Below are 25,612 nucleotides of genomic sequence, written 5' to 3' on the forward strand. Positions count from 1 at the left end.
TTAGCTGTTCACCCGGCCGAGGTAGTCGCTGGTGCGGGTGTCGACCTTGATCTTCTCACCGGTGGTGATGAAGAGCGGGACCTGGATCTGGTGACCGGTCTCCAGGGTGGCGGGCTTGGTGCCGCCGGTGGAGCGGTCGCCCTGCACGCCCGGCTCGGTCTCCTGGACGACGAGCTCGACGGCGGCCGGCAGCTCTACGAAGAGCACCTCGCCCTCGTGCTGCGCGACGGTGGCGGTGAAGCCCTCGATCAGGAAGTTGGCGGCGTCGCCGACGGCCTTGCGGTCGACCATGAGCTGGTCGTAGGTCTCCATGTCCATGAAGACGAAGTAGTCGCCGTCCATGTAGGAGAACTGCATGTCGCGCTTGTCGACGGTGGCCGTCTCGACCTTCACGCCGGCGTTGAAGGTCTTGTCGACGACCTTGCCCGAGAGCACGTTCTTGAGCTTGGTGCGCACGAAGGCCGGGCCCTTGCCGGGCTTGACGTGCTGGAACTCGACGACGGACCAGAGCTGGCCGCCGTCGAGCTTGAGCACCATGCCGTTCTTGAGGTCGTTCGTGGAAGCCACGGTTGCTTCAATCTCCTGGACTTACGTGGACGACCCGGGGGCAGGCGCGACAGCTCTGAGGCTAGAGCGCGAGCAGCTCCTTGGTCGTGATGGTGAGTAGCTCGGGTCCGCCGTCCGCCTCGGGGCGCACGACGAGCGTGTCATCGATCCGGACACCGCCCCGGCCCGGGAGGTGGACCCCCGGTTCGACGGTGACCGGCACGCAAGCGTCCAGTTTACCCATGGCCGTGGGGGCCAGCTGCGGGTCCTCGTCGATTTCGAGCCCCACACCGTGACCGATGAGCTCCGGGAGGCCCTGCCCGTACCCGGCGGAGTCCAGCACCTGGCGCGCCGCGCGGTCCACGTCGCGGTAGGCGGAGCCGGGGGCGAGCATCTCGCGGCCGGCCCGCTGGGCGGCGAAGACCAGGTCGTAGAGCTCGATCTGCCAGTCCGCCGGGGAGGTGCCGATGACGAACGTACGGCCGATCTCGCAGCGGTAGCCGCGGTAGGTGGCGCCCAGGCAGACGGAGAGGAAGTCGCCCTCCTCGACGCGGCGGTCCGTGGGGCGGTGGCCACGTCGGCCGGCGTTGGCGCCGGTGGCGACCGAGGTGGCGAAGGCGGGGCCGTCGGCGCCGTGGTCGACGAGGCGGCGTTCGAGTTCCAGGGCGAGGTGGCGCTCGGTGCGGCCCACGAGAATCGACTCCAGCAGCTCACCGAGGGCCTGGTCGGCGATCTCGGCTCCGATGCGCAGGCAGGAGATCTCTTCCTCGTCCTTGACGACCCTGAGCTGCTCGACGGCGTTGCCGAGATCGGCGAGGCGCAGGGCGGGGGCGGCCGAGCCGATGGCCCGATGGCGGGCGACGGTGAGGTGGTGCTCCTCCACGGCGAGGGAGTCGGCGCCCTGGTCGGTGGCGAGGTCGGCGGCGGCGACGGCGGAGTCGCCGCCGGGGGCGGGGAGCGTGCGCAGCGGCAGGGTCTCGTCCAGCCGGCCCTCGGTGGGGCGGTCGTCCGGGGGACCTGGGCTGACCAGCAGATCCTCTTGCTTGCCCAGCAGCAGTACGGCGCCCTTGGGGGCCGCGCCCGCGAGGTAGCGCACGTTGGCGGGCCGGGAGATCAGCGCCGCCGCGCTGCCGGCCGCGTTGCAGCGCTCCCGTAGCCGGGTCCGGCGGGTCGCGTACACCTCTGACATGTGCCGAGCGTAAGAGCTTTGGGCCGGGGGCGCCGCTCGGGGAGGCCGAGTGGGCGGTGGGCCGACCACGCAGGTGCGGGCGGGTCACGACGCCCACGGAGCTGCCGGGCGCTGTGGGCGCCGGCCCGCGTCCGGTGCGCGCCGGTGGCAGTGGCTCCCTCACGCTCCCCGCGTCACCAGGCCGGAAGGCTCGCTGTCGAGCCGGTGAGGACCTCGTCCAGAAGCGGGCCATACCGCTCAACGCGCCGGCTCGCGTCCGGTGCGCGCCGGTTGCGGTGGCTCCCTCACGCTCCCCGCCTCACCAGGCCGGAGGGCTCCCCATCGAGCCGGTGAGGACCTCGTCCAGAACGCGGGCGGTGCACGGTGGCTCGGTGTCGGTCCCGGGGTCCCCCGGCCCCTTGGCGGCGGCGTTCTCACGCCCCGTGCCTCACCAGGCCGGAGGGCTCGCTATGGAGCGGGTGAGGACCTCGTCCAGGACGCGGGCCGTGGTGGGGACGTCCAGTTGGGAGTTGTCGATGATGGGCAGGCCCGAGCCGTACCAGCCGGCCATGCGGCCGTGGATGCGGGCCACCTCCTCGTCGGTGAGGCGCCGGTTGCCCGAGCGTTCCGCGTTGCGTTCCAGGACGATGTCCAGGCCGGGGAGGAGGACGACGGGCAGCAGGCCGGGGCCCACATGGCGCTTCCAGCCGCCCAGGCCCACGACGGGGCGGTCGGGGAAGACCGCGTCGTCGAGGATGCACGAGATGCCGTTGGCCAGGAAGTTGCGCGCGGCGAAGCCGCAGGTACGGCGGGCCAGCCGGTACTGGGCCTCGGAGCTGTCGTTCCAGCCCGACTGGGGGTCGGCGAAGCCCGAGCGGACCCACTCGCGCACGTCGTCGAGGCTGATGTGGGCCGTGGGCACCCGGCGGTGGTCCGCCCAGTACTTGGCCACGCTGGTCTTGCCCGCGCCCGCCGGGCCGATGAGCAGCACCGCGAGGGTGGTGGCCCCCGGGTCGGGGACGGTGGTGGTGGCCGGTGCGGTGGGCATCGTCACCGGACCGCCGGGTGGCAGCTGGACGTGACCTGTGGTGTCCGGGGGCGGCGGGGCCGTCGGCGGATGGTGCGGAGCCGAGGGCGGGGGGCCGGAGAAACCGGGGGGCGGGGGCACGGGGGCGGAGCCCTGCGGGAGGGGCATGGGCCCTGGCGGGACGGGCGCGGGTCCCTGGGGGTGCGGACCCGGACCCGGGTGTTGTGCGGCCGGCGACCAGCCGTCGGCCGGTCCCTGCCCCGGCTGGTGGGGCGGCGGCAGCGGAGACCCCACTGCGTGCTGCATCCGGTGCCACTCCGTCTCGTACAGGCAATTGGCGCTCGCTACCGAACGGTACCGTCCCCCGTCGTCCTTTGGTGAACGCCGGGGGACGGCCCGAAGTGCCCGGCGGGCAAGGGGAATCGGACGGAAGGGGCCCCGTGGGACGTACCGGACCCCGCGCCGGAACTACTGGCCGACCTCGCCGTACGCCGCCAGCAGCATCGCCGGGTCGGGTCCCTCCAGGACCGTCGGCTTGGCGAGGCCGTCCAGGACGATGAAGCGGAGCATGTCGCCGCGCGACTTCTTGTCGACCTTCATCGTCTGCAGCAGCTTGGGCCACTGGTCGTAGCGGTAGTGCAGCGGCAGCCCGACCGCCTCCAGGACCGTGCGGTGCCGGTCGGCCGTGGCGTCGTCCAGTCGGCCCGCGAGCCGGCCGAGCTCGGCGGCGAAGTGCATGCCCACGGAGACCGCGGCGCCGTGCCGCCACTGGTAGCGCTCGTTCTTCTCGATGGCGTGGCCGAGGGTGTGGCCGTAGTTGAGGATCTCGCGCAGCCCCGACTCCCTGAGGTCGGAGGAGACGACCTCGGCCTTGACGCGGATGGAGCGCTCGACGAGCTCCGCCGTGTGCGGGCCGGCCGGCGTGCGCGCCGCCTCCGGGTCGGACTCGATGAGCTCCAGGATCGCGGGGTCGGCGATGAAGCCCGCCTTGATGACCTCGGCGAGCCCGGAGACGTAGTCGTTGACCGGCAGCGAGTCCAGGGCGGCGAGGTCGCACAGGACACCGACGGGCGGATGGAAGGCGCCGACCAGGTTCTTGCCCTCGGCCGTGTTGATGCCGGTCTTGCCGCCGACGGCCGCGTCGACCATGGCGAGGACCGTGGTGGGGATCGCGATCCAGCGCACCCCGCGCAGCCAGGTCGCGGCCACGAAGCCGGCGAGGTCGGTGGTCGCGCCGCCGCCGACGCCCACGACGACGTCGGTGCGGGTGAAGCCCGACTGTCCGAGCGCCTTCCAGCAGTACGCGGCGACCTCGGCCGTCTTGGCCTCCTCCGCGTTCGGCACCTGGATGGCGACCGCCTCGAAGCCCTGCTCGGCCAGGTCGGCGCGCAGCGCCTCGCCGGTCTCGGCCAGGGCCTCGGGGTGAATGACGGCGACCCGCTTGGCCCGGTCGCCGATCAGGGCGCCGAGCTCCCCGAGCAGCTGACGGCCCACCAGGACCTCGTACGGCTCACTGCCCGCGGTGCCGCCGACCTGGATCCGCGTCACTGACTCGCTCATGCTTCCTTCAACTCCAGGGCGTCCAGCACCTCTTGGGTGACCTCTTCGGGCGTACGGCCGTCGGTGGCCACCACCGAGCGCGCCACTTCCTCGTACAGGTGCCGCCGCGCCTCCATCAGCTCCCGCCACTGCTTGCGCGGGTTGACGGCCAGCAGCGGCCGGGCCGCGTTCAGACCGGTGCGTCGGACCGCCTCCTCGACGTCCATCGAGAGGTACACGACCTGGTGTCCGGCGAGCAGCTCCCGCGAGCCGGCGTCGAGGACGGCCCCGCCACCCAGCGCCAGCACGCCGGTGTGCTCGGCCAGCGCCGTGCGCACCGCCTGCTTCTCCAGCGCGCGGAAGACGGCCTCGCCGTCCTCGACGAAGATGTCGGCGACGGTACGGCCCTGCTGCGCGACGATGTCCTCGTCGGTGTCCCGGAAGCCGACGCCGAGCCGCTCGGCCAGCAGATGGCCGACGGTGGACTTGCCGACACCCATGGGGCCGACGAGCACGGCCAGCGGCCCGCTCATCGGATCGCCAGGTGGTCGAGGTAGGAGCGGACGTTGCGGGCGGTCTCGGTCACGCTGTCGCCGCCGAACTTCTCCGCGACCGCGTCCGCGAGGACCAGCGCCACCATCGCCTCGGCGACGATGCCGGCGGCCGGGACCGCGCACACGTCCGAGCGCTGGTGGTGGGCCTGGGTGGTCTCGCCGGTCACGACGTCCACCGTGCGCAGCGCGCGCGGCACGGTCGCGATCGGCTTCATCGCGGCGCGCACCCGCAGCAGCTCACCCGTGGTGAGCCCGCCCTCGGTGCCGCCTGAGCGGCCGGTGGCGCGCCGGATGCCGTCGTCCGTGGTGACGATCTCGTCGTGCGCCTTGGAGCCCGGCACCCGGGCCAGCTCGAAGCCGTCGCCGACCTCGACCCCCTTGATCGCCTGGATGCCCATCAGCGCGGCGGCCAGCCGGGCATCGAGGCGGCGGTCCCAGTGCACGTGCGAGCCGAGGCCCACCGGCACCCCGTACGCGAGCACCTCGACGACCCCGCCGAGGGTGTCGCCGTCCTTGTGGGCCTGGTCGATCTCCGCGACCATCGCCTTCGACGCGTCGGCGTCCAGGCAGCGCACCGGGTCGGCGTCCAGCTTCTCGACGTCGGCCGGGGTGGGGTGGACGCCGTAGGGGGCCTTGGCCGCCGCGAGCTCCACGACATGGCTGACGATCTCGATGCCCGCGGTCTCCTTCAGGTACGACCGCGCGACCGCGCCGAGCGCCACACGGGCCGCCGTCTCCCGGGCCGACGCGCGCTCCAGGATCGGACGGGCCTCGTCGAAGCCGTACTTCTGCATGCCGGCGAGGTCGGCGTGGCCGGGCCGGGGGCGGGTCAGCGGCGCGTTGCGGGCCAGCGCGGCCAGCTCGTCCGGGTCCACGGGGTCGGCCGCCATGACCTTCTCCCACTTGGGCCACTCGGTGTTGCCGACCATGACGGCGACCGGCGAGCCCAGGGTCAGCCCGTGGCGGACCCCACCGAGGAAGGTGACCTCGTCCCGCTCGAACTTCATGCGCGCGCCGCGACCGTAGCCGAGCCGCCGCCTCGCCAGGTGGTCCGCCACCATCTCCGTGGTGATCGGCACGCCGGCGGGAAGGCCCTCCAGCGTCGCGACGAGTGCGGGGCCGTGGGACTCCCCCGCGGTCAGCCAGCGCAACCTGCTCAACGGTGCTCCTCTGTGCTCGCGCCCGTTACCGACCGGCGTACGCGTCTGCTCGCGTAGCGCGGTGGCGCGACCCGGGTGCGCGGCCCTGGCCCGCCACGTTCGATCCTCCCACGTCCCGGCATCCGGTCAGGCCGCCGGTCCAGCAGTCGGACGGACCGTGTCAGCGGGCGGTCACGGGGCGTGCCCGGTGCCGCACCCGAGCGGGGCGGCTCAGCGACCGGTCAGTGCGTGCTCGCCGGCCTTGCGCATCGCGTCCAGCGGCGCGGGCGTTCGGCCCGTCACCTGCTCGACCTGGAGCACCGCCTGGTGGACCAGCAGGTCGAGCCCGCTGACGACGGCCCCGCCGTACCCGGACCAGCGCGCCGCCAGCACGGTCGGCCACGGGTCGTACAGCACGTCGAAGAGCGTCGCGGGCCGCTCCGGCACGGCGGCGGCGAGCGCGTCGGTGGTACCGGCCGGCGTGGTCGCGACGACCAGCGGATGGTGCAGGGCCTCGGCCGCGTCCGCCCAGTCGGCGACCCTGACGTCGACCTCGAGACGTTCGCCCCAGCGGCGCATCTCGGCGGCCCGGGCGGCGCTGCGGACGTAGGCGACGACCTCGCCGGTGCAGATCCGGGCGAGCGCGGCCAGCGCCGACGACGCGGTGGCGCCGGCGCCGAGGATCGCGGCCGTGTCGGTCTGCTCGATGCCGTGCTCGCGCAGGGCGGCGACCATGCCGGGGATGTCGGTGTTGTCACCGACGCGGCGGCCGTCGTCGGTGAGGACGACGGTGTTGACCGCCTCGACCGAGGCCGCGGTGTCGCTGATCTCGTCGAGCAACGGGATCACGGCCCGCTTCAGCGGCATGGTCAGCGACAGCCCGGCCCACTCGGGGCCGAGCTGCGCGAAGAAGCCCGGCAGCCCCTCCTCGTCGACCTCGAACCGGTCGTAGGTCCAGCCCGTCAGCCCCAGTTCCCGGTAGGCCGCCCGGTGCAGCACCGGGGACAGGGAGTGGGCGATGGGCGAGCCGAGGACGGCGGCGCGGCGGGCGTCAGTTGCCCGAGCTCTCATTGAACTTTTCCTTGAGCTCCAGGAACTCGTCGTGCGTGCGGGCGAACTCGGTGTTGTGGCGGCCGTCGGTCGCCACGAAGTACATCCAGCCCTCGTCGGTCGGGTTCAGCGTCGCCTTCAGCGCGTCGGCGCCGGGGTTGCCGATCGGTCCGGGCGGCAGACCCTTCTGGGTGTACGTGTTGAACGGGTCCTGGTTGCTCTGGATCTCGGCTTCGCTGATGTTGATGTTGCTCTCGCCCTTCAGGTAGTTGAAGGTCGAGTCGAACTGGAGGAGCTGGTTGGTCTCCGTGTTGTCCGGCTTCAGGCGGTTGTAGACCACCTCGGCCATCTTGCGGAAGTCGTCCTCGGTCTTGCCCTCGGCCTGGACGAGGCTGGCGACCGTGATGACCTGCAGCGGGTCCTCCAGATCCAGCGCCTTGGCCTTGGCCGCGAGGTCGTACTGGGAGTACTGGCGGCTGGCCTGGCCGACCATTTCCTTCAGGACCGCCTCGGGCTTCATGCCCTTGGCCGCGGGATAGGTGCCCGGGTAGAGGAAGCCCTCCAGCGGGTCCTTGATGTCGGGGTCGTTGTTCGCCCAGCTGGGCAGGCCGAGCTTCTTGTACTGCTTCTCGGCGACGTCCTGGGTGGTGCCGGCCTCCAGGCCGAGCTTCTCGTCGATGGCGTTGTAGACGCCCCCGTTGCGCTGGCCCGGGGTGACCATCACGTTGTTCTGGCTCTTCGGGTCGAGCATCATCTCGACGGCGCTCGCCGCCGACATCTGCTTCTTCAGCAGATAGGCGCCCGCCTGGATCGATTCGCCGTCGGCGTTCTGCGACTGCGCGGCCACGAAGGCGTCGACGCTCTTGACGACGCCGGCGTCCTTCAGTCGACGGCCGATCTCGGCGCCGCTCGCGCCCTTGGGGACCTCGACGGTCACCTGCTCGCTCGTGCCCTCGCCCGCGTAGTCGGGGGCCGCGCCGAAACGATCCTGGTAGAACTGGTAGCCGAAGTAGCTGACGCCGGCCAGACCGCCACCGAACACCAGGGCGACCACCAGGCAGGCACATCCGTTGCGGCTCTTCTTGCCCTTGCCCTTGCCACCGCGCCCCCGTCGCTCACCGCGCCCGCGCCGGTCCGCGGGCTCGTCGTCGTCCTCGTCCTCCCCCGAGAAGAACGCGTGCTCACCCTGGTCCGGGCCCGGGTCCCAGTCGGTCCTGGGCTCCGGTTCGGCGCGCCGCCGGCTGGGCGGCTCGGGCGGCGGGTAGGCGTCGGGAGTGCCGTAGAAGTCGGGCTGCTCACCGCCGTAGGCCGCCGGCTGCTGGGGATACACGGGGTCGGTCGGGTCGCCGCCGTAGGGCAGATGCGGCTGCGCGCCGGTGGCCCAGCCGCCGGTGTCGTACTGCTGCTGGGTGCCGCCGTACGACTGCTGCGCCTGCGCGGCGTAGTGCTGCTGCTGCTCGTACTGCTGCTGGTAGTGCTGCTGCGCCTGGCCGTAGCCGGGGTGCTCGCCGGTGCCCCAGTCGCCGTACTGCGGCTGCTGCGGCTGCTCTGGATAGTGCTGCGGCTGGCCGCCGTAGGGGGACTGCTGGCCGGGACCGGCCTGCTGTCCTCCCCATCCGCCGTCCCCGTACAACGGGTCCTGCGGATGCCACGGTTCGGAGCCTTGGCCCCGGCCATACTCAGTCATCGATCCCCTAGAGCCGCGAGGCGGCGGTCGCGTGGCTTCCGGCTCGGCTCCCGTTCCGCCTCTTGCTGTGCGGCGGCTGTTCGAACGCTGCCGCATCGCGCGGAACGTTACCGTATCGCGATCAGATGACCACTTCGACGCCCTCGCCCGGGGCTTTACCTGACACCCGTTCGGATTCCAGTGCCTGCTGCAGAATGATGACGGCGGCCGCCTGGTCGATGACCGCCCGGCCCTTCTTGGACTTCATGCCGGACGCCCGCAGGCTCTGACCTGCCGTCACGGTCGTCATCCGCTCGTCCACAAGGCGTACCGGGACGGGGGCGACGCCCTTGGCCAGCTCCTGGGCGAAGCCACGGACCTTCACCGCGGCCGGGCCCTCGCCCCCCTTGAGGGAGCGAGGGAGTCCGACCACGACCTCGATCGGCTCGTACTCCTCGACGATCTGCTTCAGCCGGCGGTGCGCCGCGGGGACGTCCCGGCCGGGGACCGTCTCGACGGGCGTGGCGAGGATCCCGTCGGGGTCGCACGAGGCGACCCCGATCCGGGCGTCCCCCACGTCGATCGCGAGACGGCGTCCTCTGCGCATCTTCACCAAGCCCTTACTTGGCCGTCTCCGCCACGAGCCGCTCGACGGCGTCGGCGGCCTCGCCGACGGCCGCCGGGTTCTGGCCGCCGCCCTGGGCGACGTCCGGCTTGCCGCCACCGCCGCCGCCGAGGGTCTTGGCGGCGGCGCGGACCAGGTCGCCGGCCTTGAGGCCGCGCTCACGGGCGGCCTCGTTGGTGGCGATGACGGTCAGCGGCTTTCCGCCCACGGTCGTGAACAGGGCCACCACGGCGGCCCGGCCGCCCTGGATGCGCCCGCGCACGTCGAGCACCAGCTTGCGCAGGTCGTCGGCGCTGGTGCCGTCGGGGACCTGACCGGTCACGAGGGCCACACCCCGTACGTCCCGGGCGGACCCGGCGAGACCGGCGGCCGCCTGGAGCACCTTCTCGGCGCGGAACTTCTCGATCTCCTTCTCGGCGTCCTTCAGCTTGCCGAGCATGGCGGAGATCTTCTCCGGAAGCTCCTCCGGGCGGCCCTTGACCAACTCCTGGAGCTGGGCGACGACCGTGTGCTCGCGGGCGAGGAAGTTGTAGGCGTCCATGCCGACCAGGGCTTCGATCCGGCGCACACCCGAGCCGATGGAGGACTCGCCGAGCAGCTTCACGAGACCCAGCTGGGCGGTGTTGTGCACGTGCGTGCCGCCGCACAGCTCCTTGGAGAAGTCGCCGATGGTCACGACGCGCACGCGCTCGCCGTACTTCTCGCCGAACTCGGCGATCGCGCCCTGCTTCTTGGCCTCGTCGATGCCCATGACCTCGGCGTGCACGTCGAGGTCGCGGGCGAGCACCTCGTTGATCTTCTGCTCGACGTCGGTCATCACGGCCGTCGGGACGGCGGCAGGCGAGCCGAAGTCGAAGCGGAAGCGTCCGGGCTGGTTCTCGGAGCCGGCCTGGGCGGCCGTCGGGCCGAGCGCGTCGCGCAGGGCCTGGTGGGTGAGGTGGGTGGCCGAGTGGGCGCGGGCGATGGCCGTGCGGCGACGGCCGTCGATGGCGGCGAGCGCCTTGGCGCCGACGGTCACCTCGCCCACCTGGACGACGCCCTTGTGGACGTAGACGCCCGGGACCGGCTTCTGGCAGTCGCGGACCTCGATCACGGCACCGGAGTCCACCTTGATGCGGCCGGTGTCGCCGATCTGGCCGCCGCCCTCGGCGTAGAAGGGGGTGCGGTCCAGGACGATCTCGACCTCGTCGCCCTCGGTGGCGGCCGGGGAGGAGACGCCGTCGACGAGGATGCCGACGACGGTGCTCTCACCCTCGGTGTCGGTGTAGCCGATGAAGTCGGTCTCGCCGGCGCTGTCGGCGATCTCGCGGTAGGCGCCGACGTCGGCGTGCCCGGTCTTCTTGGCCTGGGCGTCCGCCTTGGCGCGTTCGCGCTGCTCCTTCATCAGGCGCCGGAACCCGTCCTCGTCCACGGACAGGCCCTGCTCGGCGGCCATCTCCAGGGTGAGGTCGATCGGGAAGCCCCAGGTGTCGTGGAGCAGGAACGCCTTGTCGCCGGCGAGGACGGTGCCCCCGGACTGCTTGGTCTCGGTGACGGCGGTGTCGAGGATGTTGGTGCCGGCCTTCAGCGTCTTGAGGAAGGCGTTCTCCTCGGCGACGGCGACCTTCTCGATGCGCTCGCGGTCGGTGATGAGCTCGGGGTACTGCTGGCCCATCATCGCGATGACCGTGTCGACCAGGTCCTTGACGACCGGGCCGGTGGCGCCGAGCAGGCGCATGTTGCGGATGGCGCGGCGCATGATGCGGCGCAGCACGTAGCCGCGGCCCTCGTTGCCGGGGGTGACGCCGTCGCCGATGAGCATGACGGACGTGCGCATGTGGTCGGTGACGACGCGCAGCGAGACGTCCGAGCCGTGGGCGTCCCCGTAGGCGACGCCGGTCAGCTCGGTGGCCTTCTTGATGACCGCCATCGAGGTGTCGATCTCGTACATGTTCTGCACGCCCTGCAGAATCATGGCGAGCCGCTCCAGGCCGAGGCCCGTGTCGATGTTCTTGCTCGGCAGTTCGCCGAGGATCTCGAAGTTGTCCTTGCCGATGCCCTCGCCCCGCTCGTACTGCATGAAGACGAGGTTCCAGATCTCCACGTACCGCTCGTCGTTGACGGCGGGGCCGCCCTCGGCGCCGAACTCGGGGCCGCGGTCGTAGTTGATCTCGGAGCAGGGGCCGCAGGGGCCGGGGACGCCCATGGACCAGTAGTTGTCCTTCATGCCGAGGCGCTGGATGCGCTCCTTCGGCACGCCGACGACCTCGTGCCAGATGCGCTCGGCCTCGTCGTCGTCCTGGTAGACGGTGATCCAGAGCTTCTCCGGCTCCAGGCCGTAACCACCCTTGTCCTGGGGGCTGGTGAGCAGCTCCCAGGCGTACTTGATGGCGCCTTCCTTGAAGTAGTCGCCGAAGGAGAAGTTGCCGCACATCTGGAAGAAGGTGCCGTGCCGGGTGGTCTTGCCGACCTCTTCGATGTCCGGGGTGCGCACGCACTTCTGCACGCTGGTGGCGCGCGGGAACGGCGGCTTGACCTCGCCCAGGAAGTAGGGCTTGAAGGGCACCATGCCGGCGGGGACGAGGAGCAGAGTCGGGTCGTCCGCGATGAGCGACGCCGAAGGGACGACGGTGTGCCCGCGCTCCTCGAAGAAGCTCAGCCAGCGGCGGCGGATCTCAGCCGACTCCATCAGTGGTCCTCATTCCGGTTGTACGTGTACGTCGTGTGGTCGGTGACGTACGTCTTCGGCTTGGTGCGGTTCTCGATGGCGGCGTACCGCCGCGCGGGGGGCAGCTCCGGATCGGCGTCCAGACCCAGTGCGTCCTGGAGTTCGGCCTCGCGCTGGGCCATGTTGGCGCGGACGTCGAGCGCGAAGCCCACCGCCCGGTCCTTGAGCCGGTGCCCCGCCTCGATCGCCTTGTTCGCCGCCGTGGCGGCGAGGCTCTCGGGGGTGAGCTGCTTCAGCTTGCGGTTGACCTTGGTGGTGGCCCACACGCCGGTGGCGACACCCGTGGTGAACCAGAACGTACGGCGGAACATCGCTGGCCTCAGTCCTTCTTCCGCTTCGCCCGCCGCGCGGCCGGCACGGTCCGGCCCACGATCACGGTACGCCTCGACGACTTCGCGGGCGCGTCCTCCTTGCCGCCGCCGAGGGCCCGGCGCACGCCGTAACCGAAGGCGGCGACCTTGACCAGCGGGCCGCCGAAGGTGGAGGCGACGGTCGTGGACAGCGCCGACGCGTTCGACGTGACCTCCTGGACGTCGGAGGCGATGGCGTCGACCCGGTCGATCTGGGTCTGCGCGGAGCGCACCGCCGAGGAGGCGTCCGCCAGCAGCGGCACCGCCTGGTCGGTCACGTCCGCCACCAGCTTGGTGGTCGCCCTGAGCGTCTGGGCCAGCCTCGCCAGAGCCACGGCGAGGAAGGAGACCAGGATCGCCCAGAAGACGGCCACCAGGATGCCGGCCACCTCTCCACCGGACACTGCGCACCCGCTCCCTAAACGTGCCTGAACATCGAAAAAGTCGTGCACCGAGCCTATCGCGCCGGGGATCGCGCTCCGTACCGGATTACGGCGCGGCCGCGGCCGAGTTGCGCGAAGCGATTGTACGGAATGAACACGGTTCAGTACGCTCCGTGTCCTATGCGAGCACCTCAGCGCGACGGCGGGCCCACTCTCGGCAATCTCCCTCTGGAGCTGGACGCGTTCGTGGGCCGGTCGGCCGAACTCGCCGGGCTGGCCCGGGCGCTGGACTCCTCCCGGCTGGTGACCGTGACGGGGACCGGCGGGGTGGGCAAGTCGCGGCTCGCGGCCAGGGCGGCCGCCGGGTACGCGGCGCCGGGCGGGGTATGGCGCGTCGAGCTGGAGCCGGTGTGCGACCCGGAGCTGGTCGACCACGCGGTCGCGGAGGCGCTGGGGCTGACCGACCACACCACGCGGCCGCCGCGCGAGGCCCTCCTCGCCCAGCTCGCCGAGCGCCGACTCCTGCTGCTCCTGGACGGGTTCGAGCATCTGGTGGACGCGTGCGCCGCGCTGGTGACGGAGCTGCTGCGGCGGGCGCCGGGCTTGCGGGTGCTCGCGGTGGGCCGCAGACCGCTGGGAGTGGCGGGCGAACGGCTCTTCCCGCTGGCGCCGCTGGGCGGGCCGGAGGCCGTCGAGCTGTTCGCGGACCGCGCCGCGCAGCACGGGGCGGCGTGCGACGACGACGTGGCCGTACGGGAGGTGTGCCGGCGTCTGGACGGGATCCCGCTGGCGATCGAGCTGGCGGCGGGACGGCTGCGGGCACTCTCCCCCGGGCAGTTGCTGGAACGGCTCGACGACCGGTTCCGGCTGCTGACCGGCGGCGGGCGAAAGGCGCCGCACCGGCATCAGACGCTGCGCACCGCGATCGGCTGGAGCCATGAGCTGTGCACGCCCGGGGAGCGGCTGCTGTGGGCGCGCCTGTCGGTCTTCGCCGGCGCCTTCGACCTGGAGGCCGCCGAGTACGTGTGCAGCGGCGGCGGGCTGGACGCCGACGACGTCCTCGACGTGCTGACCGAGCTGATCGAGCAGTCCGTGGTCACCCGCGAGGAGACCCCGGCGGGGCTGCGCTACCGGATGCTGGACACGCTCCGGGCGTACGGCACCCAGTGGCTGACGGCGGCCGGGGACGCGGCCCGGCTGCGGCGGAGGCACCGCGACTGGTACGTGGGTTTGGCGACCTGGTGCGAGCTGGACTGGTTCTCGCCGCGCCAGGGCGAGGTGGCGGCGCGCGTCGACGTGGAACTGCCGAATCTGCGCTCCGCCCTGGACTACTGCCTTACCGAGCCGGACGAGGCGCACCTCGGCCAGTACCTGGCGGGCTCGCTGTGGTTCTGCTGGGCGGGCTGCGGCCGGCTCTCGGAGGGCCGGCACTGGCTGGAGCGGGGCCTGCAACTGGACTCCGGAAACGAGCAGTCGCGGCTCAAGGCGCTGTGGGTGCTCGGTTACGTCGCCGTCCTCCAGGGGGATCCGGTCGCGGCGCTGGCCGCGCTCCAGGAGTGCCGGGAGGAGGCGGAACGGTCCGGGAACGACACGGCGCTGGCATACGCGGAGCACCGCACCGGTTGTCTGGCGCTGGTCACGGACGACATGCCCCGCGCAGAAACGCTGCTGCGCTCGGCGCTGGACCGCTACCAGGAGATCGGCGAGCTGAACAGCAACGTCCTGATGGGTCAGGTGGAGCTGGCGATGGCGCGCGCGTTCCAGGGTGATCTGGCGGACGCGGTGAAACTCTGCGACGACGTGCGCCGGGTGTGCGAGGACCACGGCGAGCGCTGGGCCCGGGGCTACGCGCTGTTCGTCCTGGCGTACGCCGCCTGGACCGAGGGCGACCCGGCCGGTGCCCGCGCGCTGCTCACCGACTGCCTGTCCGGCGCCGAGGCGTTCCACGACCTGCTCGGCTCGGTGCTGGCGATCGAGCTGCTCGCGCTGGTGACCACGGCGGACGGCGATCCGGTCGAGGCCGCGGTGCTCCAGGGAGCGGCACAGGGGATGTGGCCGTCGGTGGGGCTGCCGTTGTTCGGCTCGGCCTACTACAACACCCCGCACGAGCTGTGCGAGGCGACGGCCCGGCAACTGCTCGGCGACGAGCGGTACGAGGCGTGCGTACGCCAGGGCGCGCGGCTGGGCCGGGAGGAGGCGGTGGCTCTGGCCCTCGGCCGGCCGGGGCCGGTCGCGGTGGTGCCGGAGCCGCGTGGGCCCGCGCGGCAGGCGCGGGGCGTCGCGCACATGCGAGAGCCCGCCGCCTCGCCCACCCGGCAGGGCGGCGAGACGGCGGGCTGATGCGCGGTGGTGCTACGTCCGGATCAGCGGGCGTAGTACTCGACGACGAGCTGCTCGTCGCAGATCACCGGGATCTCCTTGCGGTTCGGCTCGCGGTCCAGGCGGAAGGCCAGGGCGCGGAGGTTCACCTGGAGGTAGCGCGGGGTCTCGCCGTCGGGGGCGAAGCCGCCCTCGCGGGCGATGGAGAAGAGGGTCTTCTCGCGGCTGCGCTCGCGGACCATCACGACGTCGTCGGGACGGACGCGGAACGAGGGCTTGTCGACCTTCTGGCCGTTGACCTCGATGTGGCCGTGGACGACCATCTGACGGGCCTGGTAGATCGTGCGGGCGATGCCCGAACGCAGGACCAGGGCGTCGAGACGGCGCTCCAGCTCGATGATCAGGGCCTCACCGGTCTTGCCCTGAACCTTGGAGGCACGCTCGTAGGCGCGGACGAGCTGACGCTCGGACACGTCGTACTGCGCGCGCAGACGCTGCTTCTCCAGCAGACGGACCTTGTAGTCCGAGTTCTGCTTGCGGCCGCGGCCGTGCTCACCCGGCGGGTAGGGGCGGGCCTCGAAGTACTTGACGGCCTTCGGGGTCAGCGCGATGCCGAGGGCACGCGACTTCTTGACCTTGGGGCGGGACTGGTTCGCCACTGTCTGTTCTCTTTCCTAGTTTCCGGCTTGTCAGATCGAGGGAGGTCGCATCCGCAGCCGGGGAAACCCACCAGGTCCGCGAGGGACCCGCTGGGCAGCCGCTCCCTGGTCTGGGCACATACGTGCAGCACACGAACGGCCCACCGACCGGTCCCGTCTTGCTGGGGTGGTGGTGGGCTGCCCGCGACACCATTCGACGGTGCGCGACGCTCCTGGAGTCAGTCCACGAGGGACTGGATCTCCGACTGGCTGTCCCGCTCTGACTGCACGGGACTCAGCACTCCGAGGGATTCTACAGGGTGCTCAGGACCGCTTACGACCGAGGTGTTTCCTGGTCCACTCGACGGCGTCCGCGTACCGTGCCTCGGCGCCGTGCCGGGTCGGGGTGTAGTACTCCCGGTCCTTGAGGGCGTCCGGCGCGTACTGCTGCTCGGCGATGCCCTCGGGCAGGTCGTGCGGGTACACGTAGCCCTGCCCGTGGCCCAGCTTGCCCGCGCCCTTGTAGTGGGAGTCCCGCAGATGCGCGGGCACCGTCCCCGCGTGACCCTTGCGCACGTCCTCCAGGGCGGCGCCGATCGCGGTCGTCGCGGCGTTGGACTTCGGCGCCAGGGCCAGCGCGATGGTGGCGTGGCTGAGGGTGAGGGCGGCCTCGGGGAAGCCGATCATCGCGACGGCCTGGGCGGCGGCGACCGCGATCGGCAGGGCCTGCGGGTCGGCCAGGCCGATGTCCTCGCTGGCGGAGATCATCAGGCGGCGGGCGATGAAGCGGGGATCCTCGCCCGCCTCGATCATCCGGGCCAGGTAGTGCAGCGCGGCGTCCACGTCGGAGCCGCGGATCGACTTGATGAGGGCGCTGGCCACGTCGTAGTGCTGGTCGCCGTCGCGGTCGTACTTGACCGCGGCGCGGTCGACGGTCTCCTCCAGGGTCGTGAGGCCGATCTCGGCCTCCCCCTTGTCGAGGGCGGCTCCGGCGGCGGCCTCCAGGGCGGTCAGCGCACGGCGGGCGTCGCCGCCGGCGATCCGCAGGAGGTGGGCCTCGGTGTCCTCAGGGAGGGCCACGGCGCCGGCGAGACCGCGCTCGTCGGCGAGGGCGCGCCGGATCAGGTCGCGCACGTCGTCGTCGGTCAGGGGCTCCAGGGTCAGCAGCAGGGAGCGGGAGAGCAGGGGCGAGATGATCGAGAAGTACGGGTTCTCGGTCGTCGCCGCGATCAGCGTGACCCAGCGGTTCTCGACGGCCGGCAGGAGCGAGTCCTGCTGGGCCTTGCTGAAGCGGTGGATCTCGTCCAGGAAGAGGACGGTCTCCTTGCCGAAGCCGCCGGTGGCGCGGCGGGCGCCGTCGATGACCGCACGGACCTCCTTGACGCCGGCCGTGATCGCGGACAGCTCCACGAACCGTTTGTCGGTCGCCTTGGAGACGACGTAGGCCAGGGTCGTCTTGCCCGTGCCGGGCGGGCCCCAGAGGATCACCGAGGAGGGCCCCGCGGGTCCTCCGGCGCCTGCGGCGACCAGGCGGCGCAGGGGTGAGCCGGGCTTCAGCAGGTGCTGCTGGCCCACCACCTCGTCGAGGGTGCGGGGGCGCATCCGCACCGCCAGGGGACTCGCGCTCGGGTCCTTCTCCTGGCGGTCTTCGGCGGCGGCGGTGAACAGGTCGGGCTCCACGCTGGAAACCCTAAATCACGGCACCGACAACGCCGCCCGCCCCTGGGCTCAGGCCCAGAGCTGACTGCCCCAGCGGGTCAGGATCAGCATGACGATGATCCCGACGTGGGTGACGGGCAGCACCCAGGTGAACTCGGCGAAGAAGCGCTTGAGGCCGTCCGGGGCCGGCAGGAAGCCGCTTCGGACGTTGAACGAGGTGACGTACCAGAACATGACGATCGTGGCGACCCAGGCCAGCGAGCACCACAGGCACAGCGCGTTGATCCGGTACAGCGACTGGAACATCAGCCAGGCGCAGAAGACGACGCCGAAGAGCGTGCCCGCGTTGAAGGTGAGCCAGTACCAGCGCGGGAAGCGGGCCCGGGCGAGCAGGCTCACGCCGACGCAGATCACGATGCCGTAGGTGACCAGGCCCAGCATCGGGTTGGGGAACCCGAAGACGGAGGCCTGGGCGCTCTCCATGACGCTGCCGCAGGAGACGATCGGGTTGAGACTGCAGCTCGGCGTGAACGTCTCGCCCCGGGCCTTGGCCTCCAGGATCTTGAACTTGTCGAGCGTGATGACCCAGGCGGCGAGCAGCCCTGCCGCGCCCGTGATCACCAGCAGCAGGGCGAAGGCCCGGCTGCCGCCGACCGTGCGCGGCTCGGCGGCCGCGTCGCGCGGCTCCGGCTCGGTGGAGACGTCCTTGACTGTCGTCTTGCTCATCACGCCGATTCCGTCACTTGAGTGGGGGGCCTGCTTCCGGCAGGGGACATTGTGCCGCACGCGCGCGCATGTCCACCGTTCGCTGCACATAAGGACCCACCGCCCGCCGATCGGTTCCGGACACGCGGGAGGGCGCCGCAGGCCCCGGGGGACCTGCGGCGCCCTCGTCGACGTGATCAGCCCAGGCGGGCTTCGAGTTCGGCCACGATCTCCCCCACGCCGACGGCCGTCTGCTCGCCGGACTCCATGTCCTTGAGCTGGACGACGCCCTCGGCGAGGTCGCGTTCGCCGGCCACGATCGTGTAGCGGGCGCCACTGCGGTTGGCGTTCTTCATCGCGCCCTTGAGGCCCTTGGCGCCGTAGGAGAAGTCGGCGGCGACGCCCTGCTTGCGCAACTCGGTGACCTTGGCGAACAGCACGCGGCGTGCCTCCTCGCCGAGCGGCACCGCGAACACGCTGGTGACGGCGGGCAGTTCGAGCTCGACGCCCTCCGCCTCCAGGGCGAGCACCGTGCGGTCCACGCCGAGGGCCCAGCCGACGGACGGCAGCGCGGGGCCGCCGATCATCTCGGACAGGCCGTCGTAGCGGCCGCCGCCGCCCACCGCGGACTGCGAGCCGAGCCCGTCGTGGACGAACTCGAAGGTGGTCCGCGTGTAGTAGTCCAGGCCGCGCACCAGCTTCGGGTCGTCCTCGAAGGCGACGCCCGCCGCCGTGATCAGCTCGCGGACCTCCTCGTGGTACGTCTTGCAGGCGTCGCAGAGGTAGTCGCGCAGCAGGGGGGCGCCCACGAGCTGCTTCTGCACCGACTCGCGCTTGTCGTCCAGCACGCGCAGCGGGTTGATGTCCGCCCGGCGCAGGGTGTCCTCGTCGAGGTCGAGGCCGCGCAGGAACTCCTGGAGGGCCGCCCGGTAGACGGGGCGGCACTCCTTGTCGCCCAGGCTGTTGAGCAGGATGCGGAAGTCGCTCAGGCCGAGCGACCGGTACGCCTGGTCCGCCAGGATGATCAACTCGGCGTCCAGGGCGGGGTCCTCCGCGCCGATCGCCTCGGCACCGACCTGGGAGAAGTGGCGATAACGGCCCTTCTGGGGGCGCTCGTAGCGGTAGTACGAGCCCGAGTACCAGAGCTTGACCGGCAGGTTGCCCGCCTTGTGCAGGTTGGCCTCCAGCGCGGCGCGCAGCACCGACGCCGTACCCTCGGGACGCAGCGCGAGCCGGTCGCCGCCCTTGGTCTCGAAGGCGTACATCTCCTTGGTGACGATGTCGGTGGACTCACCGACACCGCGCGCGAACAGCTCGACGTTCTCGAAGCCGGGCGTCTCGATGTAGCCGTAGCCGGAGTTGCGCAGCGGGGCGGCGATCGCCTCGCGGACGGCCAGGAACTTGGCGCTGTCCGGCGGGATCAGGTCGTACGTGCCCTTGGGGGCCTTGAAGGTGCTCACGGGAAGTCTCTCGTCACATTCCTCGTCGGGGAGTCCCGGGGACTCCCTGGCCGGCGGCCACCTGCCGCAGATACGGGTTGGTGGCGCGTTCCTGGCCGATGGTGGTCTGGGGGCCGTGGCCGGACAGCACCACGGTCGAGTCGTCGAGCGGCAGGCACACGCGGGCCAGCGAGTCGAGCATCTCGGCCATGTCACCGCCGGGCAGGTCGGTGCGTCCGACGGAGCCGGCGAACAGCAGATCCCCGGAGAAGAACACGGACGGCACGTCCGCGGCCTCGGGCATCCGGAAGGTCACCGACCCCTTGGTATGGCCCGGCGCGTGCGCGACGGAGAACTCCAGTCCGGCCAGCTCCAGCTGCGCCCCGTCGGCCAGCTCCCGCACGTCGTCCGGTTCCCCCACGGTGAGCTCGCCCATGAGCGGCATCCCGATGGACCGGCCGATGCCCTTCTCCGGGTCGCTCATCATGTAGCGGTCCGCGGGGTGGATCCAGGCCGGTATGTCGTGTGCTCCGCAGACCGGGACGACCGAGGCCACATGGTCGATGTGGCCGTGGCTGAGGACGACGGCGACGGGCTTGAGCCGATGCTTCTTCAGTGCTTCCTCGACTCCGGGGGCCGCCTGGTGGCCCGGGTCGATGATCACGCACTCCTCACCGGCGGCGGGGGCGACGAGATAACAGTTCGTCCCCCAGGCCCCGGCGGGGAACCCGGCAATGAGCACGATCGTCCTTCGTTGTGTCGGTTCGGGCGGATTCGGCGACGGCTGCGCCTGACGTCAAGAGCCTACCGGCGCTGCCGATTCCTCAGCGAACCCATATACGGTACGGGGCACACGCAGGCGGTCGGCCCACAGGACGCACACGTACCGGTCGACGTTCTAGACGCATGAGGAGTAGATCCGGTGGTCAGCCAGGAACAGCGGCGGCGTCAGCTCGCCCGGGAGAAGTTCTTGCGGCAGCAGCAGCGGCGCACCGACGCCCGGCGCAAGTCGCGCATGCGCAACGCCGTGATCGCGTCGGCGCTCGGTGTGGTCCTGATCGGCAGCCTCGCGCTGTACACGACCGGTGTCCTCAAGGACGACGGCAAGACCAACGCGGGCGCGGAGGTCACGGAGAGCGCGTCGCCGTCCAAGGCCCCGGACCCGTGCGACAAGCCGGCCGCGGGCAAGGTCAAGACGCAGACCTGGAAGAAGGAGCCGGCGATCAGCATCGACAAGTCGGCCGACTACACCATGAAGCTCGCGACGACCTGCGGTGACATAGACGTCGCCCTGAAGACGTCGGCGGCCCCGCACACCGTGAACTCGTTCAACTTCCTCGCGGGCAAGGGCTACTTCGACCACACCAAGTGCCACCGGCTGACGACCAACGGGATCTACGTCCTGCAGTGCGGCGACCCGACGGGCAGCGGCAGCGGCGGTCCGGGGTACACGATTCCGGACGAGAACCTGAAGGACAAAAGCCTCAAGGACAACATCTACCCCGCCGGTACCGTGGCGATGGCGAACACCAGCCAGCCGAACACCGGCGGCAGCCAGTTCTTCCTCGTCTACCAGGACAGCCAGTTGCCGCCCAGCTACACACCGTTCGGTACCGTTTCCGAGGCCGGTATGGCGGTTCTGAAGAAGATCGCCGCAGCGGGTGAGAACACCGGCGCCGGTGACGGAGCACCCAACGCGACGGTCGTGGTCAACAAGGCAACCGTCACGAAATCCTGACCCCCAACTGCGAAATTTCGGTCGCGCGGGATGCGGACAGGCAACCCGCCGGTCGCCTATGTTGGCCGTGACGAAACTGTGGACGATGCCCGGGGGAGCTTCAGGCCCCCCGCAGGCATCATGTGGAGGAGGCGCTGTGAGCAGCGACCCGTGGGGCCGCGTCGACGAGACGGGGACCGTGTACGTGCGTACGGCCGACGGCGAGCAGGTCGTCGGTTCCTGGCAGGCCGGCTCCCCCGAGGAAGCGTTGGCCTACTTCGAGCGCAAGTACGAGGGCCTGGTTGTCGAGATCGGCCTCCTCGAGAAGCGAGTCAAGACCACCGACCTGTCCGCGAAGGACGCGACGGCGGCCGTCGACCATCTGCGCGAGCAGGTCGACGCGCACCACGCCGTCGGTGATCTGGACGCGCTGCGGACCCGGCTGGACAAGCTCGTGCAGACCGTCGATGCGCGCCGCGAGGAGCGCAAGGCGCAGCGGGCGCGGCAGACCGACGAGGCCCGGCACTCCAAGGAGGCGCTGGTCGTCGAGGCGGAGGAGCTGGCCCAGTCCGACCAGTGGCGGGCCGCCGGTGAGCGGCTGCGGGCGCTGGTGGACACCTGGAAGGGGCTGCCGCGGCTGGACCGCAAGTCGGACGACGAGCTGTGGCACCGCTTCTCGCACGCCAGGTCGGCGTTCTCCAAGCGCCGCAAGGCGCACTTCGCGCAGCTGGACGCGCAGCGCGAGGACGCCCGCAAGACCAAGGAGCGGCTGGTCGCCGAGGCCGAGGGGCTGTCGGGCTCGACGGACTGGGGTCCGACGGCCGCGCGCTACCGCGAGCTGATGACGGAGTGGAAGGCGGCGGGCCGCGCCCAGCGCGAGCACGAGGACGACCTGTGGAACCGCTTCCGCGGCGCCCAGGACGTCTTCTTCGCCGCCCGCAGCTCGGTCTTCGCCGAGCGGGACGCGGAGCAGTCGGAGAACCTCAAGCTCAAGGAGGAACTGGCCGAGGAGGCCGAGAAGATCCTCCCGGTCAGCGATCTGAAGGCAGCACGGGCCGCCTTCCGCTCGGTGAACGAGCGCTGGGAGGCCATCGGGCACGTCCCGCGCGACGCCCGCCCGAAGGTCGAGGGCCGGATGCACGCCGTGGAGCGGGCCATCCAGGAGGCCGAGGAGGCCGAGTGGCGCCGGACGAACCCGGAGGCACGCGCGCGTGCCGAGGGTCTGACCGGTCAGCTCCAGGCGGCGGTCGACAAGCTCCGGAAGCAGATCGAGCAGGCGCGCGGCCAGGGCAACAACGCCAAGGCCGACAAGCTGGAGCGCGAGCTGGAGGGCCGCCAGGCACTCCTGGACCAGGCCCTGAAGGGTCTGCAGGAGTTCGGCGGCTGACCCTCGCTTCTCGTCCGCTCGTACGCGGCCCGGTGATCTCGCACCCGAGATCACCGGGCCGTCGTCGTGTCCGGGCCGTGTTCGCGCCCGAGCGCCCGGCCGTGTCTCAGTCCCGGCCGCCCCGCTCGCTGATGTCCAGGGCGTGCTTGAGGACCTCGCAGGCCTGGAGATGGTTGCCGGACTCCTGGAGCAGATCGGCCAGCCGCCGGCAGACCAGGACCGCCTCGGGTCCGTACACCTTGTGCACGCGCTGGAAGGCGAGCTCCAGCACCTCGATGGCGTCTTTGACCTGCCCCGTCTCGGCGAGCAGCTCCGACAGTTCCAGTTGCACGGCGAGGAGGTCGCCGTAGGCCCCGGCCGTCTGCTGTTCCTGGAGCGCGAGGCGCAGTACGGCCAGGGCGTCCCGGGCGTTGCCCGCGGCGCGCAGCATGCGGGCGAGGGCGAGGCCGGTGGCGACGATCGCCGCACGCACGTCGGCGGCCAGGACGGGGCCCGCGGGGGCGTTCCGGGAGGCTTGAGCCTTGTTGCGGGCCAGCGGGAGCCGTCCGACGCCGTTCTCCTGGGAGCGTTGTGGGGTCGGACGGTTCTTGGCACGCAGACGCTCGTCGAGGACGCGGTAGAGGGTGTCCAGGTCGATGAGCTCGGGGCCGTTCCTGATGCCGCCGCGCAGGACGGCCAGCAGTTCCCCGGTGAAGGCGGTGTACCGCTCGCCGTCGGGGGCCAGCGCGATCCGGTCCCGGGGCGAGGCGGTCAGGACGTAGGCGCCGTCGACCGCCGCCTGAGCGGCCAGCACCTCCTCACCCGCGAGTGCGCGGGCGGCGCGTCCGCTGAAGCAGCAGTCGAGAACGACGATCTTGCGTCGGGCACGGGCCGAGCGCAGGGCCGCTCTCAGGTGCTGGTACGCGACGGCGGTGTAGCCGAGGTGCTCGCGGGTGTCACCGAGGGCGAGATACAGATCGTCGGAGTCGGCGTCGCGCATGCCGTGACCGGCGAAGTAGACGAACAGCGTGTCCGTGGCCTCCTCGCCGGCCCGGTGCACCGGGTCGAGGATGGTCTGCGGGCTCAGCGGGTCCGTGACGACCACGCAGTTCTGTACGGGCAGCCCCCACACCGTGGCGTCGCAGAGCTCGGCGGCGAGGTCCACGACGTTCGCCTCCACGGCCGGCAGTTGCGGCAGGTGCCGGTAGGACGCGGTGCCGATCAGGACGGCCCGCGAGCGGGCAGGATCAGGCAGTGCCGTCATCGCCCCCGGTCTCCTCGCTCCGAGGGACGGGGACGGGGGCAGGGGCGGGCGTCACGGACGTGTCGAGAAGTTCGACCAGGCCGCGCACCGCCTCCTGGTCCCGCGCCATCTCCTTGGTCAGCAGGACCTCCACCCCGCCGCGGCGCAGGGTGACGGCCGGGGCGCCGCGCCGGGCGGTCTGCCACTGCAGCACCGAGACGACGAGCGAGGCGGTGGACAGGCCGCTGCCGAGGGCGAGTTGGAGCGCGTCGAAGCCGGTGCCGCCCATGGCTCCCAGGGCGGGCGGCGCGCCGGCGGCCACGCGTGCGTGTCCGTCGACGACCTCGTCGTCGTGCAGCCAGCGTCGCAGGGAGCGGAGGTCGTCCTCGGCCTGCGGGGAGTCCCCGAGCTCCACGATCAGGTCAGTCATCGGTTCCGTCCGTTCGTCGGCCGAGCCGCTTGTTGACCCGGGAGAAGAGGTCCAGCGCCTCTCCCCCGGCGCCCAGCCGGGCCAGGCAAACGGCCTGCCAGTACTGGCTAGTGAGGGTGGTGGGATGGTCGGGGCCCAGCTTCGAGAGACAGACGGGCACCACGACCGACAGCATCTGCGACGCCTCCCGCAACTGCCCCCGCTGGACGAGGTTGACGGCCTCGCGCTGCCGGGAGAGGGCGTTGTCCTCGGTCATGCTGCCCAGGACGATGCGCCGGGTGGCGTCGCTGAGGGTGGCCCCGGCGCCGAGGGCCTCGGACCGGGAGTCGTACCGGGAGTGGGAGAGCGCCTGGGAAACGGGCTCGTCCCAGTCGTACTCGGGCAGGTCCTCGTCCAGGGGCACGGACTCGCGGGTCGCGTTCACGGCACTGTCGCGGACGTTCCGTGCCAGGCGCTCCACGAGCGGTGCCGTACCGCCGTCCGACAGCTGTTCGAGGAGACGATGGACCTCCGCCAGGTCCTGGGGGCGCTCCTCGGGTTCCTGTCGGCACAGTCCCTCGACGAGTCGCGCGAGCGCCGGCGGAACCGCCGTCCCCGCCGCGAACTCGGGGACCCCGGCGCCCAGCGCCCGCTCGATGATCGCGCCGACGTCCACGGCGGAACGGAACGGCAGCTCCCCGGAGAGCATGAGGTACAGACAGGTCCCGAGGCCGTACAGGTCGGCGGCGGGTCCGGGCAGCGCGCCGCGCATGATCTCGGGGGCCATGAACTGCGGGGTGCCCATGATCACCCCGGTCCGGGTGATCGCACCCTCCCCGGCGAGCCGGGCGAGGCCGAAGTCCTGGAGGACGACCCGCCCGTCCCTGGTGAGGCCGACGTTGGAGGGCTTGACGTCACGGTGGAGCACACCCGCCTCGTGCGCCGCGGCCAGCGAGTCGACCATGCCGAGGGCCACGGCACACGCCTCGGACGGCGGGAGCGGCCCCCCTTCGGCCGCCATCAGCTCGGCCAGGCTGATGCCTTCGAGTAACTGCATCACCAGGTACGGCGTCCCGCTGGGCTCGTGCACGCCGCTGTCGTACAGCGTGACGACCCCGGGATGGTCGATCCGGGCCAGCGCGCGGGTCTCGCGCACGAAACGGCTCCAGGCCTCGTTGTCCCGGCCGACGCCCTCGACGGCTGTCAGCAGCTTCACCGCGACTCGGCGGCCGAGCTGTTCGTCCTCGGCCTCGTACACGGTGCCCATGCCACCGCGCCCGAGCAGGTCGACGACGCGGTAGCGGCCGTCGATGACGCGCTCCCGCGCGTCCGACCGGGCTCCACCCCGATCCGCCATGCGCTC

Annotated in this window: 23 protein-coding genes; 3 read left to right on the plus strand and 20 right to left on the minus strand. The window is 71.6% G+C overall.

Annotated elements, in window-relative coordinates; genetic code table 11:
- The 12 genes from efp to ACIP2X_RS27570 all read right to left on the minus strand — a co-directional run bounded on the left by efp (position 1) and on the right by ACIP2X_RS27570 (position 12,775).
- Positions 1–567, minus strand: coding sequence for an elongation factor P (gene efp / locus ACIP2X_RS27515; RefSeq protein ID WP_365460426.1), 567 nt, complete (start codon positions 565–567; stop codon positions 1–3).
- A gap of 61 nt (positions 568–628) precedes the next feature.
- The gene (locus ACIP2X_RS27520; RefSeq protein ID WP_401677431.1) at positions 629–1,735 is read right to left on the minus strand and encodes an aminopeptidase P family protein; all 1,107 of its coding nucleotides are present in this window, start codon (positions 1,733–1,735) and stop codon (positions 629–631) included.
- A gap of 427 nt (positions 1,736–2,162) precedes the next feature.
- Positions 2,163–3,047: a Pro-rich N-terminal domain-containing protein gene (locus ACIP2X_RS27525; protein WP_401677433.1), complete on the minus strand. Its 885-nt coding sequence runs from the start codon at positions 3,045–3,047 to the stop codon at positions 2,163–2,165.
- Positions 3,048–3,209: 162 nt separating this feature from the next.
- The gene (aroB, locus tag ACIP2X_RS27530; protein WP_401677435.1) at positions 3,210–4,301 is read right to left on the minus strand and encodes a 3-dehydroquinate synthase; all 1,092 of its coding nucleotides are present in this window, start codon (positions 4,299–4,301) and stop codon (positions 3,210–3,212) included.
- Entirely contained in the window at positions 4,298–4,813 is a 516-nt protein-coding gene (locus ACIP2X_RS27535; RefSeq protein WP_401677437.1) for a shikimate kinase, read from the minus strand. The genes aroB and ACIP2X_RS27535 overlap by 4 nt, the downstream gene beginning before the upstream one ends.
- On the minus strand, positions 4,810–5,994 hold the full coding sequence (gene aroC, locus ACIP2X_RS27540; protein ID WP_401677439.1) for a chorismate synthase: 1,185 nt from the start codon (positions 5,992–5,994) through the stop codon (positions 4,810–4,812). Before aroC ends, ACIP2X_RS27535 begins: the two co-directional genes overlap by 4 nt.
- 210 nt (positions 5,995–6,204) lie before the next feature.
- Entirely contained in the window at positions 6,205–7,044 is an 840-nt protein-coding gene (locus ACIP2X_RS27545) for a shikimate dehydrogenase (protein ID WP_401677441.1), read from the minus strand.
- Positions 7,025–8,710, minus strand: a complete 1,686-nt coding sequence (gene mltG / locus ACIP2X_RS27550) for an endolytic transglycosylase MltG (protein ID WP_401677443.1) — start codon at positions 8,708–8,710, stop codon at positions 7,025–7,027. The genes ACIP2X_RS27545 and mltG overlap by 20 nt, the downstream gene beginning before the upstream one ends.
- Positions 8,711–8,831: 121 nt before the next feature.
- Positions 8,832–9,296 carry a Holliday junction resolvase RuvX gene (ruvX, locus tag ACIP2X_RS27555; protein WP_401678295.1) on the minus strand — a complete coding sequence of 155 codons (465 nt, stop codon included), beginning with the start codon at positions 9,294–9,296 and terminating at the stop codon, positions 8,832–8,834.
- A gap of 13 nt (positions 9,297–9,309) precedes the next feature.
- Positions 9,310–11,982 carry an alanine--tRNA ligase gene (alaS, locus tag ACIP2X_RS27560; RefSeq protein ID WP_401677445.1) on the minus strand — a complete coding sequence of 891 codons (2,673 nt, stop codon included), beginning with the start codon at positions 11,980–11,982 and terminating at the stop codon, positions 9,310–9,312.
- Positions 11,982–12,332 carry a hypothetical protein gene (locus ACIP2X_RS27565; protein ID WP_401677447.1) on the minus strand — a complete coding sequence of 117 codons (351 nt, stop codon included), beginning with the start codon at positions 12,330–12,332 and terminating at the stop codon, positions 11,982–11,984. The genes alaS and ACIP2X_RS27565 overlap by 1 nt, the downstream gene beginning before the upstream one ends.
- An 8-nt stretch (positions 12,333–12,340) precedes the next feature.
- Positions 12,341–12,775 carry a DUF948 domain-containing protein gene (locus ACIP2X_RS27570; RefSeq protein WP_401677449.1) on the minus strand — a complete coding sequence of 145 codons (435 nt, stop codon included), beginning with the start codon at positions 12,773–12,775 and terminating at the stop codon, positions 12,341–12,343.
- 159 nt (positions 12,776–12,934) lie between these two features.
- On the opposite strand from ACIP2X_RS27570, the gene ACIP2X_RS27575 reads away from it, so the two are divergent.
- On the plus strand, positions 12,935–15,094 hold the full coding sequence (locus ACIP2X_RS27575) for an ATP-binding protein (RefSeq protein ID WP_401677451.1): 2,160 nt from the start codon (positions 12,935–12,937) through the stop codon (positions 15,092–15,094).
- 23 nt (positions 15,095–15,117) lie between these two features.
- On the opposite strand, the gene rpsD is transcribed toward ACIP2X_RS27575, so the two are convergent.
- The 5 genes from rpsD to ACIP2X_RS27600 form a co-directional block, all read right to left on the minus strand.
- Positions 15,118–15,732: a 30S ribosomal protein S4 gene (gene rpsD / locus ACIP2X_RS27580; RefSeq protein ID WP_123987943.1), complete on the minus strand. Its 615-nt coding sequence runs from the start codon at positions 15,730–15,732 to the stop codon at positions 15,118–15,120.
- A 303-nt stretch (positions 15,733–16,035) separates the two neighbouring features.
- Positions 16,036–17,391 carry a replication-associated recombination protein A gene (locus ACIP2X_RS27585; protein WP_401677455.1) on the minus strand — a complete coding sequence of 452 codons (1,356 nt, stop codon included), beginning with the start codon at positions 17,389–17,391 and terminating at the stop codon, positions 16,036–16,038.
- Between the two features lie 48 nt (positions 17,392–17,439).
- On the minus strand, positions 17,440–18,096 hold the full coding sequence (locus ACIP2X_RS27590; RefSeq protein ID WP_401677458.1) for a vitamin K epoxide reductase family protein: 657 nt from the start codon (positions 18,094–18,096) through the stop codon (positions 17,440–17,442).
- Positions 18,097–18,272: 176 nt separating this feature from the next.
- Complete coding sequence (gene hisS / locus ACIP2X_RS27595) at positions 18,273–19,535, minus strand: histidine--tRNA ligase (protein ID WP_401677461.1); 1,263 nt, start codon at positions 19,533–19,535, stop codon at positions 18,273–18,275.
- Between the two features lie 13 nt (positions 19,536–19,548).
- A complete protein-coding gene (locus ACIP2X_RS27600; RefSeq protein WP_401677464.1) occupies positions 19,549–20,256 on the minus strand; it encodes an MBL fold metallo-hydrolase in 708 nt (235 codons plus the stop codon).
- 180 nt (positions 20,257–20,436) lie between these two features.
- Here ACIP2X_RS27600 and ACIP2X_RS27605 point away from each other — a divergent pair, with 180 nt between their 5' ends.
- Both ACIP2X_RS27605 and ACIP2X_RS27610 read left to right on the plus strand, forming a co-directional pair.
- Complete coding sequence (locus ACIP2X_RS27605; RefSeq protein WP_401677467.1) at positions 20,437–21,252, plus strand: peptidylprolyl isomerase; 816 nt, start codon at positions 20,437–20,439, stop codon at positions 21,250–21,252.
- Positions 21,253–21,388: 136 nt separating this feature from the next.
- On the plus strand, positions 21,389–22,618 hold the full coding sequence (locus ACIP2X_RS27610) for a DUF349 domain-containing protein (protein ID WP_401677469.1): 1,230 nt from the start codon (positions 21,389–21,391) through the stop codon (positions 22,616–22,618).
- Between the two features lie 106 nt (positions 22,619–22,724).
- Here ACIP2X_RS27610 and ACIP2X_RS27615 read toward each other — a convergent pair whose 3' ends face one another.
- Genes ACIP2X_RS27615 through ACIP2X_RS27625 form a run of 3 tightly spaced genes read right to left on the minus strand, consistent with a single transcriptional unit; the run spans position 22,725 to position 25,606 of the window.
- Positions 22,725–23,861 carry a caspase family protein gene (locus tag ACIP2X_RS27615; RefSeq protein ID WP_401677472.1) on the minus strand — a complete coding sequence of 379 codons (1,137 nt, stop codon included), beginning with the start codon at positions 23,859–23,861 and terminating at the stop codon, positions 22,725–22,727.
- Complete coding sequence (locus tag ACIP2X_RS27620; RefSeq protein ID WP_401677475.1) at positions 23,845–24,270, minus strand: hypothetical protein; 426 nt, start codon at positions 24,268–24,270, stop codon at positions 23,845–23,847. Before ACIP2X_RS27620 ends, ACIP2X_RS27615 begins: the two co-directional genes overlap by 17 nt.
- Complete coding sequence (locus tag ACIP2X_RS27625) at positions 24,263–25,606, minus strand: protein kinase (RefSeq protein ID WP_401677478.1); 1,344 nt, start codon at positions 25,604–25,606, stop codon at positions 24,263–24,265. Before ACIP2X_RS27625 ends, ACIP2X_RS27620 begins: the two co-directional genes overlap by 8 nt.
- Between the last annotated feature and the right edge of the window lie 6 nt (positions 25,607–25,612).

Source organism: Streptomyces sp. NPDC089424 (assembly GCF_044749345.1).
In the GTDB taxonomy this organism is placed as follows: Bacteria; Actinomycetota; Actinomycetes; order Streptomycetales; family Streptomycetaceae; genus Streptomyces.

Excerpts from the sequence above, each read along its gene's own strand:
- ACIP2X_RS27520 (WP_401677431.1), bottom strand. The coding sequence starts at position 1,735 with ATGTCAGAGGTGTACGCGACCCGCCGGACCCGGCTACGGGAGCGCTGC.
- ACIP2X_RS27525 (WP_401677433.1), bottom strand. The coding sequence starts at position 3,047 with ATGCAGCACGCAGTGGGGTCTCCGCTGCCGCCGCCCCACCAGCCGGGG.
- aroB (WP_401677435.1), bottom strand. The coding sequence starts at position 4,301 with ATGAGCGAGTCAGTGACGCGGATCCAGGTCGGCGGCACCGCGGGCAGT.
- ACIP2X_RS27535 (WP_401677437.1), bottom strand. The coding sequence starts at position 4,813 with ATGAGCGGGCCGCTGGCCGTGCTCGTCGGCCCCATGGGTGTCGGCAAG.
- ACIP2X_RS27545 (WP_401677441.1), bottom strand. The coding sequence starts at position 7,044 with ATGAGAGCTCGGGCAACTGACGCCCGCCGCGCCGCCGTCCTCGGCTCG.
- mltG (WP_401677443.1), bottom strand. The coding sequence starts at position 8,710 with ATGACTGAGTATGGCCGGGGCCAAGGCTCCGAACCGTGGCATCCGCAG.
- ruvX (WP_401678295.1), bottom strand. The coding sequence starts at position 9,296 with ATGCGCAGAGGACGCCGTCTCGCGATCGACGTGGGGGACGCCCGGATC.
- alaS (WP_401677445.1), bottom strand. The coding sequence starts at position 11,982 with ATGGAGTCGGCTGAGATCCGCCGCCGCTGGCTGAGCTTCTTCGAGGAG.
- ACIP2X_RS27565 (WP_401677447.1), bottom strand. The coding sequence starts at position 12,332 with ATGTTCCGCCGTACGTTCTGGTTCACCACGGGTGTCGCCACCGGCGTG.
- ACIP2X_RS27575 (WP_401677451.1), top strand. The coding sequence starts at position 12,935 with ATGCGAGCACCTCAGCGCGACGGCGGGCCCACTCTCGGCAATCTCCCT.
- ACIP2X_RS27590 (WP_401677458.1), bottom strand. The coding sequence starts at position 18,096 with ATGAGCAAGACGACAGTCAAGGACGTCTCCACCGAGCCGGAGCCGCGC.
- ACIP2X_RS27615 (WP_401677472.1), bottom strand. The coding sequence starts at position 23,861 with ATGACGGCACTGCCTGATCCTGCCCGCTCGCGGGCCGTCCTGATCGGC.
- ACIP2X_RS27620 (WP_401677475.1), bottom strand. The coding sequence starts at position 24,270 with ATGACTGACCTGATCGTGGAGCTCGGGGACTCCCCGCAGGCCGAGGAC.
- ACIP2X_RS27625 (WP_401677478.1), bottom strand. The coding sequence starts at position 25,606 with ATGGCGGATCGGGGTGGAGCCCGGTCGGACGCGCGGGAGCGCGTCATC.